This is a genomic window from Paludibacterium paludis, from assembly GCF_018802605.1.
GTDB classification, from domain to species: domain Bacteria; phylum Pseudomonadota; class Gammaproteobacteria; order Burkholderiales; family Chromobacteriaceae; genus Paludibacterium; species Paludibacterium paludis.
Genome location: NZ_CP069161.1, coordinates 1891068 through 1905282 on the forward strand (window position 1 = coordinate 1891068; position 14215 = coordinate 1905282).

At 63.7% G+C, this 14215-nt stretch carries 20 protein-coding genes; 17 read left to right on the top strand and 3 right to left on the bottom strand.

All coding sequences use genetic code 11. The features are described from left to right. Window positions 1-48 precede the first annotated feature (48 nt). The 17 genes from JNO50_RS08530 (at window position 49) to JNO50_RS08610 (ending at window position 11974) form a co-directional block, all read left to right on the top strand. Entirely contained in the window at window positions 49-1167 is a 1119-nt protein-coding gene (locus JNO50_RS08530) for a flagellar basal body P-ring protein FlgI (RefSeq protein ID WP_189536751.1), read from the top strand. Between the two features lie 21 nt (window positions 1168-1188). Next, window positions 1189-1551: a flagellar basal body rod protein FlgB gene (locus JNO50_RS08535; RefSeq protein WP_189536752.1), complete on the top strand. Its 363-nt coding sequence runs from the start codon at window positions 1189-1191 to the stop codon at window positions 1549-1551. After that, window positions 1548-1985, top strand: coding sequence for a flagellar basal body rod protein FlgC (locus tag JNO50_RS08540; RefSeq protein WP_189536754.1), 438 nt, complete (start codon window positions 1548-1550; stop codon window positions 1983-1985). The genes JNO50_RS08535 and JNO50_RS08540 overlap by 4 nt, the downstream gene beginning before the upstream one ends. After that, entirely contained in the window at window positions 1985-2281 is a 297-nt protein-coding gene (gene fliE / locus JNO50_RS08545; RefSeq protein WP_189536756.1) for a flagellar hook-basal body complex protein FliE, read from the top strand. The genes JNO50_RS08540 and fliE overlap by 1 nt, the downstream gene beginning before the upstream one ends. Window positions 2282-2317: 36 nt before the next feature. Then, the gene (fliF, locus tag JNO50_RS08550; protein WP_189536758.1) at window positions 2318-3745 is read left to right on the top strand and encodes a flagellar basal-body MS-ring/collar protein FliF; all 1428 of its coding nucleotides are present in this window, start codon (window positions 2318-2320) and stop codon (window positions 3743-3745) included. Then, window positions 3742-4257, top strand: coding sequence for a hypothetical protein (locus tag JNO50_RS08555; RefSeq protein WP_189536760.1), 516 nt, complete (start codon window positions 3742-3744; stop codon window positions 4255-4257). Before fliF ends, JNO50_RS08555 begins: the two co-directional genes overlap by 4 nt. Beyond that, on the top strand, window positions 4254-4928 hold the full coding sequence (locus JNO50_RS08560) for a FliH/SctL family protein (RefSeq protein WP_189536761.1): 675 nt from the start codon (window positions 4254-4256) through the stop codon (window positions 4926-4928). The genes JNO50_RS08555 and JNO50_RS08560 overlap by 4 nt, the downstream gene beginning before the upstream one ends. Then, window positions 4925-6250, top strand: coding sequence for a FliI/YscN family ATPase (locus JNO50_RS08565; RefSeq protein ID WP_189536763.1), 1326 nt, complete (start codon window positions 4925-4927; stop codon window positions 6248-6250). Before JNO50_RS08560 ends, JNO50_RS08565 begins: the two co-directional genes overlap by 4 nt. Then, window positions 6247-6693 carry an HlyD family secretion protein gene (locus JNO50_RS08570; protein ID WP_189536765.1) on the top strand — a complete coding sequence of 149 codons (447 nt, stop codon included), beginning with the start codon at window positions 6247-6249 and terminating at the stop codon, window positions 6691-6693. Before JNO50_RS08565 ends, JNO50_RS08570 begins: the two co-directional genes overlap by 4 nt. 326 nt (window positions 6694-7019) lie before the next feature. Further along, entirely contained in the window at window positions 7020-7358 is a 339-nt protein-coding gene (locus JNO50_RS08575; RefSeq protein ID WP_189536767.1) for a hypothetical protein, read from the top strand. Continuing rightward, entirely contained in the window at window positions 7351-7770 is a 420-nt protein-coding gene (locus JNO50_RS08580) for a flagellar hook assembly protein FlgD (protein WP_189536769.1), read from the top strand. The genes JNO50_RS08575 and JNO50_RS08580 overlap by 8 nt, the downstream gene beginning before the upstream one ends. Continuing rightward, entirely contained in the window at window positions 7770-8969 is a 1200-nt protein-coding gene (gene flgF, locus JNO50_RS08585) for a flagellar basal-body rod protein FlgF (RefSeq protein WP_189536770.1), read from the top strand. Before JNO50_RS08580 ends, flgF begins: the two co-directional genes overlap by 1 nt. Beyond that, window positions 8969-9718, top strand: coding sequence for a FliM/FliN family flagellar motor switch protein (locus tag JNO50_RS08590; RefSeq protein WP_189536772.1), 750 nt, complete (start codon window positions 8969-8971; stop codon window positions 9716-9718). Before flgF ends, JNO50_RS08590 begins: the two co-directional genes overlap by 1 nt. 12 nt (window positions 9719-9730) lie before the next feature. Next, entirely contained in the window at window positions 9731-10048 is a 318-nt protein-coding gene (locus JNO50_RS08595) for a FliM/FliN family flagellar motor switch protein (RefSeq protein WP_189536774.1), read from the top strand. After that, the gene (locus JNO50_RS08600) at window positions 10045-10473 is read left to right on the top strand and encodes a hypothetical protein (protein ID WP_189536776.1); all 429 of its coding nucleotides are present in this window, start codon (window positions 10045-10047) and stop codon (window positions 10471-10473) included. Before JNO50_RS08595 ends, JNO50_RS08600 begins: the two co-directional genes overlap by 4 nt. A 40-nt stretch (window positions 10474-10513) precedes the next feature. Further along, window positions 10514-11239: a flagellar type III secretion system pore protein FliP gene (fliP, locus tag JNO50_RS08605; RefSeq protein WP_215796537.1), complete on the top strand. Its 726-nt coding sequence runs from the start codon at window positions 10514-10516 to the stop codon at window positions 11237-11239. Window positions 11240-11248: 9 nt separating this feature from the next. After that, the gene (locus JNO50_RS08610; protein ID WP_189536778.1) at window positions 11249-11974 is read left to right on the top strand and encodes a sigma-70 family RNA polymerase sigma factor; all 726 of its coding nucleotides are present in this window, start codon (window positions 11249-11251) and stop codon (window positions 11972-11974) included. Between the two features lies 1 nt (window position 11975). Here JNO50_RS08610 and JNO50_RS08615 read toward each other — a convergent pair whose 3' ends face one another. The 3 genes from JNO50_RS08615 to JNO50_RS08625 are packed head-to-tail and all read right to left on the bottom strand — an operon-like array spanning window position 11976 to window position 14083. After that, a complete protein-coding gene (locus JNO50_RS08615) occupies window positions 11976-13118 on the bottom strand; it encodes a tetratricopeptide repeat protein (RefSeq protein WP_189536780.1) in 1143 nt (380 codons plus the stop codon). Further along, window positions 13115-13483, bottom strand: a complete 369-nt coding sequence (locus JNO50_RS08620; protein ID WP_189536782.1) for a hypothetical protein — start codon at window positions 13481-13483, stop codon at window positions 13115-13117. Before JNO50_RS08620 ends, JNO50_RS08615 begins: the two co-directional genes overlap by 4 nt. 15 nt (window positions 13484-13498) lie before the next feature. Beyond that, window positions 13499-14083, bottom strand: a complete 585-nt coding sequence (locus JNO50_RS08625) for a tetratricopeptide repeat protein (protein WP_215796538.1) — start codon at window positions 14081-14083, stop codon at window positions 13499-13501. Window positions 14084-14215: the final 132 nt, after the last annotated feature.

Consider the following 14215-nt stretch of genomic DNA (forward strand, 5'->3'; position numbering starts at 1 on the left):
AATAATACGTACGACATTAATTTAAGGTCGAGAAAAAGGCGGACTTGAATGCGCAAAACAGCGGTGACATGGCTTCGGGCAGCGATTCTGTCGCTGGCGGTCGTCGCTTCGGCTGGCGCGGCGCAACGCGTCAAGGATCTGACACGTTTCGAGGGTTGGCGGGATAACCAACTGGTCGGTTACGGCCTGGTGACCGGTCTGGCCGGCAGCGGCGACAGTCCGCGCAACAAGACCACCCAGCAGTCGCTGGCCAATATGCTCAAGCGCTTCGATCTCACCTTGCCGATGGATGAGTTGTCCAGCCGCAATGTGGCGGCGGTCATGGTGACCGCGACCTTGCCGGCCCTGTCGGAGCCGGGCTCGAAAATCGACGTGACCGTGACCTCCATGGGGGATGCGCGCAGCCTGTTGGGGGGCGCCTTGCTCCAGACCCCGCTCAAGGGCAGCGACGGTCAGATTTATTCGCTGGCCCAGGGAGCGATTTCCGTTGGCGGATACCGTTACGACAGCAATGGCAACGTCGTGCAGAAAAACCACCCGACCGTCGGGCAGATCCCCGAGGGCGGAATTGTCGAAAAGGCGGTCTTCACCGAAATCGTGAAGGACGGCCGTGTCCGACTGATTCTGAATTCGCCGGACTACACCACCGCGCATCGCATCGCCGCCTCCATCAACCAGACACTCAAACGGGTCGCCGCCACCCCGCTCGACGCCCACAAGATCAGCGTGGCCATTGACGCCACGGCGCCGGGGGCCGTGGCGGAGCGACTCAGTCGCATCGAAAGCGTCGTCGTGCAGTCGGATGAGCGAGCGCGTGTCGTCATCAATGAACGCACCGGCACCGTGGTGGCGGGCGGCAATGCCACCCTGTCCGCCGTGACCATCGTGCAAGGCGCGCTGAAAATCGCCATTGTCACCGATTACTCGGTCTCGCAGCCCGGAGGCCTCATCCTCGGCGCCGACGGCGTACGTTCCGTGGTCGTGCCGCAAACCCGTATCGACGTGAGCGAGCCCAAAGGCGCGGGCATTACCCTCAAGGGCAATTCGACAATCGCGGATCTGGTGGCCGCGCTCAATCGCGTGCATGCCGCGCCGCGCGACATTATCGCGGTCTTGCAGGCCGCCCGGGCCGCCGGTGCGCTGCACGCGGAATTGATCATTCAATAACCGTCAGGAAAGAGAAACGGCATGTCGCAACTGGGGCAGATCAGCGGGATCGTGATGACGGCGCTGGACGGATTGGCACTGCGTCAGCAGGTCATCGCCGAGAATATCGCCAATATGAACACGCCCGGCTATACCCCGCGCGCGGTGGACTTCGAAGCCGCGTTGGGGCGCCTCCGGGATGGCGGGGCATCGGGGTTCTCCCGGGATGACGCGGCATCGTTGTTTCGCGTTCACGAGCAGGATGCCGCGATGTCCGACGCCGGCTTGGGGGGGCAGGTCGCCATGCTGGCGGATACCGTATTGAAGTATCAGGTCTTGCTCAAAGGGGTCAATCGTCAGCTTGGCCTGATGCAATTGGCCATTTCCGAAGGAAAACGCGGATGAATCTGTGGCAGACGCTGGCGATCAGCCAAAGCGGGATGAATGTCGAACAACTGCGTGCGGAAACCGCCGCGCGCAATCTGGCCAATAGCCATGTCGCCCAGGCGCCGGGCTCGCCGCCGGTCAAGCCCTTGCGGGTACTGGCCAAGCCCGGCCCTGCACCGGGTTTTGCGGCGATGGTCGGACACGCCGACGGCGGACGGCCGGTCACGGGCGTGTCCGGTGTCGTGTACGAAGCGGAGGCGACGCCCCGGCGTGTGCTGGATCCCGGGCATCCTTACGCGGACGCCAAGGGGTACGTTTCTTACCCGGGCATTAACGGACTGGACGAGATGTTTTCCCTGACGCTGGCTGTCCGCGCCTATGAGGCCAATGTCACCGCGTTCAACGCCGCGCGTTCGATGGCGCTCAAGGCGCTGGATATCGGAGGCCGGTGATGATGGAAATGGAAAGCATCGCGCCGCTGGCGATCGACAGCGGCGCCTTCCGGCTGGATGGCGCCGCGGCGGCGGAAGCGCCTGCGCCGGGAGTGTTCGAACGCGTCCTGGAAACGGTGGAAAACACGGAGCGCGGGGTGGGAGAGGCTCTGGCCGACGTCGCCACGGGGCGCGTCGGCAATTTGCATCAGGTGATGCTGAGCCTGGAACAGAGCCGACTGCGCTTCGAGCTGTTCCTTCAGGTGAGAAACCGGGTACTAGAAGCCTATCAGGACATCATGCGCATGCAGGTCTAGCCCGATGCGCTGTAATACACACAGGCAGGAAGCCGAATGATTGAATTTATCCGCCATGTCTGGGCGCGCCGCCGCTTTTCTGAAAAGGCGGGGCTGACCGCCGCCGTGCTCGTGCTCACCGCTGGCGGGATCGGGGCCTTTTTCTGGCTGGGACGCAGTGATTACCAGGCACTGTTCTCCGGCATGGAGGCGAAGGACGCCGCCGCGGTGGTGGCGTCGCTCGAGAAGCAGAAGATTCCCTATCAACTGGCCGACGAAGGGAAGACCGTTCTTGTCGACAAGGGCATTCTTTACCGGACACGAATGAAGCTGGTGGCGGGCGGACTCGACCTGAAAAACAGCGTCGGACTGGAGATTTTCAATAACGCCGAATTCGGCGCGACCGAGTTTGCCCAGAAAATCAATTACCAGCGCGCCATGCAAGGCGAGCTGGCGCGCACCATCCAGGGGTTCGACGAAGTCCAGAATGCGCGGGTTCATCTGGTGCTTCCCGAAAACGGCCTTTTGCGCCGGCGCAATGGCAAAGCCAAGGCTTCCGTCTGGGTCACCCTGAAAGGCGACAAGACCCTGTCGCCCGACCAGGTATCGGGCATCCAGCGGCTGGTCGCGGCATCGGTGTCCGAGCTCGAACCGGGCGCCGTCACGGTACTGGACCAAAAAGGCGTGGCGCTGTCGCCCAGAGACCGGGGCGACGATGTCACCCTGGCCGCCGACGGCCAGCTGCAATTGAAGAAAGACACCGAGGCGTATTTGCAACGCAAGGTCAATGACATCCTCGATGAGGCGCTCGGGCCGAATCAGGGTGTCGCCGGCGTGGATGTGATTCTGGATGCCAGCACCCGAAAACTGACCCGCGAGGCGGTGTTGGGCAACAACGGGGAGTCGAACGGCACGGGCGTCATGGTGCGCAAGCGCGAGCAGCGCCAGCCTGGCGATCCGTCCATGAAAACCGGTGCCGTTTCCGGCATTCCTTCCACAGGCGGGCAATCGCTGGAAACCGAATACCAGGTCGGCAAGGAAGTGTGGCAGATGCTCAATGCGCCCGGCACGATCCGGCGTATTTCCGTGGGAGTCGTGACCGGTCGGCCTTTGCCGGACGGCACGGTCGAGCAACTGCGCAATGTGATCGCTATGACGGTGGGTCTGGATCTTGCGCGTGGCGACAGCATCGCGTTCTCCTTCGCGGATCGCGTGGCGCCGGAGATGACGGGTCCGGACCGGCCGGGGCTTCCCTCCGCGGCGGGCCCGCGCACGCCGGGCGAACCGGTGCCTGCCTCGTGGCTGGCGGCGGGCCTGGCGGTTCTGGCCGGCGTCGTTGGCGCGGTGTTCTGGACCGCGAAACGCCGCCGTCGCGATGCGCTGGCAGGGATGACGCTGAGCGAAGACGAGCGGGCAAAACTGCTCAGGCAGTTGCGCGAGTGGCTGGATGAGGAAGGACGCCCGGCAACCGGAGAGCGGCCGTGACGACCCCGACCAATCATTTGCGCGCGGCCCTGGCCGTCTGCGCCTTGTCGCCCGAGGATCGTCAGACCCTGGTCGCCTTGCTGGACGACACGCATCGCGCGAAGCTGGCTCGGGCACTCGACGAATTGTCGGACGGCGAACCATTGCCGGACGCGGGCGGGTCTTTTTTCCGCGCACCCGCCGAGCGCGACATGTCGCCTGGCGAGGCGGCTCCGATGGGGCGCGTGATCCTTGCCCAGCCAAGATCGCTATGGCCGGTATTGGGCGCGGCGCTCGGCGAGCCCGGCCGGCGGCAGGTTCTGGCATCGTTGCGTGGCTCCGCGGATGCCGCTCGCCTGGCGGCTGTCTGGATGGGCAACGGCGACGCGCCCGGAGACGAGCTGAAGACGGTGTTGCTGGAATTGCTGCGCGAGGAGGTGGCCATGCTGCCGCCGTCACCGTCTGGCGAACTCGACGCCAGGGCGAAAGCGGGGCATGGAACACGCCGGCTTTTCGGGTGGATGCGGCCATGAACCGGATCATCCGTGCCGAACTCGTGCGCGAAGCGCCGGTTCCTGAGCTGGCGCCACTTCCGGAAATGACGCCCACCTCGGCGATGGCGCCGGAAACCCGGCTGGCCGACGAAGCCGAGGCTTGGCGCCTGCGCATGCAGAGCGAGGGCGAAGCGATCCGGCAGAGTGCCTACCGGGAAGGTTTCGAGAAAGGGCGCGATGAAGCGCTCGCGGCGGCGGCAAAACAGGCCGAGGCGGAAGAGCGGGAGCGGGTCGAGCGTCTTGGCCGGCTGGACGCGCTGCTCGCCGCCGTGCCCGCGTCCGTGGCCCGCGCCGAATCGGAGCTGGAGGCCGCCCTGATGCCGTTGCTTTTCGCGGCGCTTGCCAAAATACTTGGTGAACACGGCCGGCAAGGGGAATGGATCTCGGCAGCCATACAACAGGCGTTGGCGCAGTATCGGGGACGGGATGCCGTCGAAGTCCGCCTGCATCCGCAGGATCTTGCCGAACTTGCGCGCTTCGGCAAGGACGGCGTGTCGCAGGCCGCCGACACGGCGCTCACACTGGTGGCCGACCCATCCGTGACGGGAGGGGGATGTGTGCTTGTGACGGGCAAAGGCGAGTGGGATGCGCAGCTGACAACCCAGTTCGACGCGTTGCGCCGCGCGCTCTTGGGAGCCTTGCGCGAATGAAGTTTCACCATTCCGCGCTCCTTGAGGCGATCGATGCCGCACACCTCGTTGAATCGGCCGGATTCGTGACGCGCAACATCGGCTTGTTGCTGGAGTCTCGCGGACCGGCCGGCGCGGCGGTGGGCGAGATGTGTCGCATCGAAATGCCGCAAGGTTCCGCCTCCCTTCTGGCGCAAGTCATTGGCCTTAACGAGGACAGGCTGGTGTTGCTACCGTTCGCGCGGATGCACGGACTGCAATCGGGCAGCCGGGTGGTCGCGCTGCGCCGTCCGCTGTCGGTGCCGGTCGGCGACGCTTTGCTCGGCCGGGTCGTGGACGCGTTTTGCCGGCCGCTCGATGGCGCGGCCGCGCCTCGGGGCCGCGAGCGGCCCGTGCGCGCCGATCCCGCCGCGCCGCTGTCCCGCCGGCGGATCGGCACGGTTCTGGAAACGGGGGTGCGCGCCATCGATGGCCTGTTGACACTGGGCGATGGCCAGCGCATCGCGATCCTCGCCGGAAGCGGCGTCGGCAAAAGCACGCTACTGGGCATGCTGGTGCGCAATAGCGCCGCCGATGTCGTGGTGGTCGGCCTGATCGGCGAGCGTGGGCGCGAAGTGCTCGAATTCATCGAGGAGACGCTCGGCGGGCAAGGCCTCGCTCGCGCCGTGGTGATCGTGGCAACGGCGGACGAACCGCCGCTGGTGCGCGAAACCGCGACCCTGACGGCGATGACGGTCGCCGAGCATTTTCGGGATCAGGGCAAATCGGTGCTGTTGATCGTCGATTCATTGACCCGCTATGCCATGGCGCGAAGGGATGTCGGACTCGCCGTGGGCGAACCGGCCACGGCTCGCGGCTATACGCCGTCGGTGTTTTCCGAGATGGCGTGTCTGCTTGAGAGGTGCGGGCCGGTCAGGGGGGCCGGATCGATCACCGGCGTGTTCACGGTGTTGGTGGAGGGGGACGATATTCATGATCCCATCGCGGACAGCGTGCGGGGCATCGTGGACGGTCATATCGTTCTCTCCCGCGAATTGGCCAACCGCGGGCATTTTCCCTCGATCGACCTGATCGCCAGTGTCAGCCGGCTGGCGTCCGGTCTGGCGGATACGCGGGAGCGCGCGCTGGCGTCGACCGCGCGCAAGGTGTTGAGCGTCCTGCATTCCGCCAAGGATGTGCTGGAACTGGGGGTGTATCGTGCCGGTTCCAATCCGGAATTGGATCAGGCATTGGTCAAACAGCCGTTGCTCAATGATCTTTTTCGGCAAGCGGTCGACGAGCGCACGTCACGAAAGGACACCATGAATCTTTTGGCTCAGGCGCTGGCAGGTGACGGACGATGAATCACTCATTGCCCTTTCGCTACCGGTTGGCCGCTCTGCTGAAGCATGAGGAAAACGGAATCGCCGGACTGCGCGAACAGGTGGCGCAAGCCGTGCATCGTCTCGACGGCGCGCAACGCGAGGAGGCCCGACTGCGGGAGAGCGGGGAAGCGGGTCGCAAAGCGTCGGCGGCGCTGCTGGCCGATAGCGCGATGTACTGGGCGTCGCTGTGTTTTTTGCGCGAACTTGAAGAGCAACGCGTCGCGGCGGATCGCCGGCTTGATGACGCACGGAGCGCTTACGAGGATGCCTGCGCCCGCTTGAAGGCGGCGCAGGCGCGTGTCCGTCAGCTGGAACGGCACCGGGACAGGCAGCGCGAGGTGCACCGGGTCGAGTCCAAACGGCGAGACTACCTGGCGCTCGATGAGGCATGGGCTCGGCGCGCGGTACGGAATCCGTTATGAAAATCCGGCCAGCGGGAGTTCCCGCCAGGTTGCCCGGCGACGTTACGTCTCCGGCCCTTGCCGGAAAAGAGTGGCTCCGCCACTGGGAGGCGCGCCTGGCCAGGGACAGCGTGTGCGAGGCATTGCGCGCTCCCGGATACGAGCCGGACACTCACCGCTCACCCGGTGGCGCACGCTATCCGGCGGATTCGCCGCAACACGGAAGCGGGACCGACAGTGCTCCACGCGGGCCGGCTGATGGGCCGCCTAACTCTGCGCGGTCGATCGTCCCGGTTCTGAGTGCCTCCTATTCAGGAGCTGACGACGGTGCGCGCCACGCGCGGATAGTGCCGGGAAGCTCCTGGCCGGTCTCCGTTATCGATACGATCAATACCGTGTCGTCGGAAACCCAGACGCCCGATCCGGCCGGCCGGATCGCGATGCTGATCCGCAAAGTCTGGCCACGCTCACGGGTAATGGCGGTGAGCGACGAGGCGGGGCGGGTGTGCGTGTGGGTCCGCGACACTCGACTGTCGCGGATGGACGCAGACGCCCTCTGTGCCGCGCTTTGTCGGGCGGCGCAGGCCGAAGGCGGCCGGCTTGGCGCGCTGACTCTCAATGGTGTGCCGGTCGATATCGACAGCCGGCGGATGCATGGCTCAGGAAAGGACGGACAGGATGGCTAATTACGGTTTGGGCGCGACTCCCGGCGCGGATGGCATCGCCGGGCAGACGAAAGGCCTGACACAGAAGGATTTCCTGAAAATCCTCTCGACTCAGTTGACGCTGCAGGACCCCCTCAAGCCCATGGACAACCAGCAGTTCATGGCGCAGATGGCACAGTTTTCAGCGTTGGAACAGACGCGCATGGGCAACGAGAAGCTGGACGCGATGCTGGCGCAGCAGGCGGCGGCCCAGTCCCTGGGACTGATCGGCAAGACCGTGGAGGTCGCCTCGGCCGGGGGGACGGCCACCGGTGTGGTCACAACGGTATCGTTCGCGCGCGGAGAGCCTCGCCTGACTGTCAAAACAGCCGGGGGCGAGCTGCTCAACGACATTTCCCTCTCCCTGGTTTCCCTGGTACGGAGTTCGACCTGATGATCGACACGATTTATACCGCGCTCAGTGGCATGCAATCCTTTCAAAAAGGACTGTCGAACATCAGCGGCAATATCGCGAACCTCAATACGCCCGGCTACAAGCGGACGGAGTTGCAATTCACCGATCTGATGTACCGCTACGACTCACCCGGCCGTGATGGTGAGTTCAAGGGCACCGGGGTGGGAACGGGGTCGACGATTTCGAATTTTCACCAGGGGGAACTCGGCTCCTCGCCCAATCCGCTGGATATCGCGATTGATGGCGAAGGATTCTTTATCTGCGCTCAGCCGGGGCAGACCGTGTACACCCGTGCCGGCCAATTCGAACTGGATGCCGAAGGCAATCTGGTCAACCGCAACGACAAATCGAAAGTGCAAGGGTTGGCCTCGGACGGCAAGATCCGGAATTTTTCGGTCCGGTCGCTGCGCAGCCAGGCGGCCAAACCAACCAAAACCGTCACCTTCACCGACAACCTCTCGACCGGATCGCAAAGTCACAAGGTCGACGCCACGGTATACGACAGCGAAGGCCAGGAGCGACGGTTGAAGTTCAGTTTCGTGTCCAATACCGCGTCGACACCGGGGAGCTGGAAGGTCGAAGCCTCCGATGGCGCCAGCGGCTCGGTGGTTGGCTCGGGGGAAATTCGTTTTGGTCCGGATGGCACGCTGCAGGCCGGTTACAACCAGTTCACGCTTTACCTTCGGACATCGAAAGGCGGTGCATCGCCGATATTGCTGGATTTCGGCACGCCCGGTTCGCTGTCCTCGGTCACCAGCCTGTCGTGGGGCAGCACGTCGACATTGAGTGTCGCCAAGCAGGATGGCTATGTGTCCGGGAGTATGACGAAACTCGCCTTCGACAAGGATGGCGTGGCGACGATTTCCTATTCCAACGGGCAGGAGACCAAGGGAGACCGGCTCGCCCTGGCCTGGTTCAGTTTGCCCAATACCCAATTGCAGCGTGTCGGTGGTGGTGCCTACAAAGCCGTGGACGAAGGTGTCAGGCAGCTCGGACGCGCCAATCAGGGCGTGTTCGGCAAAATTGCCGGCGGCTCCCTGGAGCTGTCGAACGTGGAATTGTCCGATGAGTTCAGCCAGATGATCACCACGCAGCGTGGTTACCAGGCCGCCTCGCAATTGATATCGGCGGCCAATGAAATGATGCAGCAGGCACTGGGCATGAAGGCGAGCCGGTGATGGATATTCTGGAATACCGGCTGTATTCGGATAGCGAGCGGCAATGCCTGAATCAGGCGCTGGATGCCCTGTGCCGTCCCTGGCTTACGGCGTGGTGCCATTCCCCTGCCGTGGCGGCCAGTGTGCACTGCGAGGTGTCGGGGACGGATGTGCCGGATTCCGCCGGTGCATGGCGTGCGGCCGGCTCCGACTATCCCGCGGTGCTCGAGACGGACCGGACCCGGGATGCTCTGGCCGCCTTGTGCTTTGGCCGGGAGGCGGCGGGGGCCATGATCCGTTCCCGCCTCGCCGACGGCGTGCTTGAGCGGGCGTTCGCCGCGCTGCTGGAGGTGTTTGGCGGTCGCGCGGGCGAGACCGGGATGCGCTGGAGCGCGTCGACCCTGCCCGCGGTGTATCGCCGCGTTGGCGCGTTAGCCGCCGTCATGCCGCTGGGGGACAGTGATATCCGTCTGCGGCTTCCCGCCGCGTGGGTACGCCAGCATTTGCTGGTTGAGCCGCCGCGCGAACCGTTGCCGGCAATCCGCCTTGCAACGCTGGGCCTGAATGCGTCAGTGACCTTGCGAGCCACGGTGCCGGGCGCCACCTTGACAGTACAGGAGCTGACCTCGCTGCGCCCGGGGGACGTCGTGCGTCTGGACCATCCGGCGGAGGGCGCGGTCGAACTGCGGCTGAAGGATGGAACGACGCTGGCTTGCGGAATCTATGGAACGTTTCGGGATCAGTCGGCGGTCCGGCTGGTGGAATCATAAAGGTAAGGCAACATGAATCAGGAAGTGCATCGTTTTGTCGCCGGTGAGTTGCAGCCCGGCGTCTCCGGCTCCGGAGCCGGTCTGCTGGAAGGCAAGCTGCGGTTACTGAAGGATGTCAAAGTGACCCTGGAGACGTCGCTTGGCGAGTGCGAAGTCAGTCTTTCCCGCCTTGGCGAACTGAAGGCGGGAGAAGTGCTGACCCTTGACCGGATGCCGGGCGATCCGGTCGATTTGCGGCTTAACGGGGTTGTGGTCGCCCGGGGCCGTCTGGTCGTGACCGGCGACTATCTGGGGGTGCGCATCGACGATGTGGCCGAGTTGACGCCATGAGACGCGTTGGCGCATGGCTCGGCATCGGCGCGGCGTGTCTGGGGCTGACGTTGATCACTCCCGCTCTGGCCGCCGGCGAGGCGAGCGACGCTTCCGCCCCGGGGCTGCGTCTGCGTCGCGAAGACAGTTCGTCGAATTTGCGGAACCTGACCGGTTCTTACGGCGTGGCCGGTTCGCTGCTTCTTGCCGCGGCCGGGGTTTATGGCTGGCGTCGCAGATTGTCCGCCCAAAGAGAGGTGGCGCCCGATGTGCTGCAGGTGCGCCAGCGAACCCGGCTTTCCCCGAAAACCGTCGCCTATGTGCTCAATCACCGCGGACGCGAGTACGTGCTGCTGGAAAGCGACAAGGGGGTGACCGTACTGGATTCGGGCGCGCATACGGATCCACAAACCACACAGGATGGCGGTACGCCATTGACGCCGTGACTGACTATTGTGCCGCATACCGTGGCATGGCCCGAACATAATGAAACGATTGATCGCCGTATTGCCGCTGCTGCCCGGTATCGCCGTGGCGAAGACCGGTCTGGCTCCCCACGCCACCCAGTTGACCATATCGTCATCCAGCATGAACCAGGCTGTCAGCATCGTACTGGGCTTGACACTGATTGCCGTTATCCCCGGGATGCTGGTGGCCATGACATCCTTTACTCGTACCATTGTCGTGCTGTCACTGCTCCGTCATGCTATTGGTATGCAAGATACCCCGCCGAACTCGGTGCTGGTGGTGCTCGCGGCATTCCTGACCTTGCTGTCGATGTCGCCTACCTTCGACAAGCTCGATCAAGAGGTCATCACCCCGGTGACGCAGCAGCGTCTCGCCACCCCGAAAGCGCTCGCGCGGGGAGGGGACATCATGAAGGAGTACATGCTGTCGAGGGTGAACGAAACCGATATGGTTTTTGTTCTGGAGTTGAGCGGCAAACCACTGCCGGATGACGCCGCCTCCATCGGTCTGGCCCATGTGGTACCAGCCTTTCTGCTGGGCGAGCTGCGGCGGGCGTTCCAGATCGGTTTCGTGATTTTTTTACCGTTTTTGCTGGTGGACTTGATCGTGTCCAGCGTTCTGATGTCCATGGGCATGATGATGGTGCCACCGGTCAGCATCGCCCTGCCAATCAAGATCCTGATGTTTATTCTGATGGATGGCTGGACGCTGGTGGCGCGAGCCATCCTGTCGGATGGCGTGTGAGGTCGTGGCATGCCGGTCCGGCCCGAAGAGTGTTTGCAGGCGGAGGAGGTGGCGTCGACATGGATGGCGTTTCGCGCAACGGGAAAGCCGGAACTGCGCGCCTCTCTGGCGATGCATTACCGCCCCTTGGTGAAGCGCCTGGCCGCATCGGCTTTTGCGAAGCGCTTTGACGATTCGATCGAATTCGAGGATCTCTATCAGTTTGGAATGGTCGGCCTTCTGGAGGCGCTGGATCGTTTCGATCCGGAGGGTGGTGCCAACTTTGTCTCCTACGCCACGCACCGCATTCGCGGCGAGATCCTGGACGGGTGGACGAGAAACAGCGAGGTGGGGACACAGCTATCGGCGCGTCGGCAGCGGTTGAAAGACCGGGCACAATCACTCGATGAAGGCAGCGGCTCGCCCTTTGAGCAACTGTATTCCCTGTCGGTGAACCTGGCGATCGGCTTCATGCTGGATGATACGGGCATGTATGCCGAGGCGGCGGAAGGGGCCTCGGCGCTCCCCTCCGCGTATGACTCCTTCAGCTTGAAACAGGCGGCGGAGCATTTGCATCGGCGGGTGGAGGGCTTGCCGGACAAGCAGAAAACCTTGCTGAAGCTGCATTACTTCAACGGGATGCAGTTTTCCGAGATCGCCATGTTGCTCGGTCTGAGCAGGGGGCGGGTGTCGCAATTGCACAAGGAGGCGCTGCAGAGCCTGCGCACGGAGATGCCGTCCGCCACGGGGCGCTGACTCAGGACTGTCTGGCGATCAGGGCCCGGGCCACGGCCTGTTGCAGCGTCGATCCGTCGGGCAGAATGGCGGTTCCGCTCAACCGGGCGATGAGTCCGGCGGCTTCCTGTTCCTTGCCGGCCGCTTGTAGCAGCAGGCTTTGCGCGAATACCCCGGAAAAACTCCCCGAATCCAGTCCCAGTGCCCGTCTGCATGCCTGCCGGGCTTCTTCCATTCGGCCTTCGGCGATGGCGATGACGGCGAGTGCGCCGTGGCTGTCGGCGAAATTCCTGTCCAGCTCCAGTGCATGGGCGAAGGTCGCCTTGGCATCGGCGATCCGGTTGTCCAGAAACTGGCACCACGCCAGCGCGTGCCAGGTACCGATGTGCCCGGGCAGTCGCTGCGCCGCGAAGGCGAGGCGTTCTTCCGCGCCGTGCAGGTCGCCGTCCAGCATGCGGCCAAGCCCCTGGCCGATCGCGGCCCTTCCGCTGCCGGGTTTGTTGTCCATCGCTACGCCGAAATAGCGGTGTGCCGTTTCGGTATCCTGCCGTGATAACGCAATCATCCCCATGACTGTATTCGCGTCGGGGTCGCGGGGTGCCATTCCGAGCACCGACCTCGCCTGGCGTTCCGCATCGTCCCACCGGCTGTCATCCAGATAAAGGGTGGCCAATTGGCCGAAGCGCTCCGCCAGGGCGGGGTGCTGCCGCAAGGTCTCTTCGGCGAAGGCGATGGCCTCGGGGACGCGGCCTTGCCTGTGAAGCAGGGTCGCGTACAGTGGCGCGGCCATCTCCCGGATCTCCTCGCAGTCAGTGGCTTCCCTGGCCCAGGGTTCGGCCTCTCCGTCGCGCCCGTCGAGCATCAGGGCGTAGGCAAGGTTGTACAGCAAGGGCGCGGCGCGATGCCCGTCACTCACCAACCGCGCAAAATGGTCCGCGGCGGCACCGGCATGGCCAAGGCTCAATTCGCACAAGCCAAGCAGGGATGTCGCTTCGAGGTGCCCGGGTTCCCGCTCGAGAAGCCGGGATGCCGTGCCGTGAGCCAGGGCGAATTCCCTTTCCTGATACGCCGCATCGGCCACCGCCAGTAGCAGGGAAGGATTGTCGGGGTCGGCTTTCAAATAGGCGAGCCATTGATCCAGGCGTCGGGAAGTATCGTTCGTCATGGTGATTGCGGATGATGCAGGGCTAATTGTTGATCGATGAATGCGGCCAGACTGTCGTACCGCGAAGAAAACCGGATAGCGTCGGCGACGTCCGCGACCAGTCCGGCAAATCCCGGGTCCTGGCCGGCCTCGGCGCCGAACTGATCGGCGAGAATCGCCTGCACGAACACTTTGAACGCTTTGTCGCGGGCATCGGGCGCAGTCGGGTCGATATTCGCGAGGCCCAGCGCGATGCGCTGTTCAAAAGACGCGCTACGGTCGGCCGAGTTGTGCGGATTGCGCGCCCGAGACGCGGCCGAAGACGGATTTTGCGCGGTGAATCTGAGAATGCGACGCAACGCGCCCGTCTTGTCGATCGGATCCATGGTGTTTTACCGCGATCAATGCCGGGTCGAGTCGTCGTGTCCGGCATAGCCGCGCATGAACAGCGAGCCGGTGGCCGGCGCTGGCTGTGCCTCTTCGGCGGCCGCCGGTTGCGGGGCGGATGCCGCGTCGACGCGATCGAGGATCTGCTGCATGTCATGGTTCAGCGCGGGCAACGCCGTGTTGATTTCCATGCCTTTTTTCAGACTGTCGCGGCAGGCATCGAATTCATCCGCGATCAGGTGTTCGAGTCCTTTGCGGAAGTGCGGCAGCGCCGACGTATCCTCCAGGCCGTCCAGACCTTTCCAGGCGCTGATCGCTTTATCGGGTTGCCCTTGCGTGAGTCGCAGCAGACCCAACTGAAAAACCGCCATATGCAGTGAAGGATCCAGGGCCGCTGCGGTTTCCAGCGACTCGGCGGCCCGGTCGTATAACCCGATCTGCGCGTATTCGGCGCCCAGCAGATAGTGCAGGCGGGCATCTGAGCGATACCGGGTCGCTCCATCCTTGAGCAGCGCAATCGCCTCGGCGTGCTGATTGTCGCTCACCAGGTTCAAAGCCAATTGAAAAATTTCATCGGCGTCGAGTATCGAGAGGTCCATGAGCATGTCGCAGTGAGTCGTTGGTATTCAACATGATGACACGGGGTCGATTTGCTAACAATAAAGATTGCAAATTTAAAATAAATATTGTTTTCGACTAAACAATTTGGATTTTCCCGGGACAACTTGCCT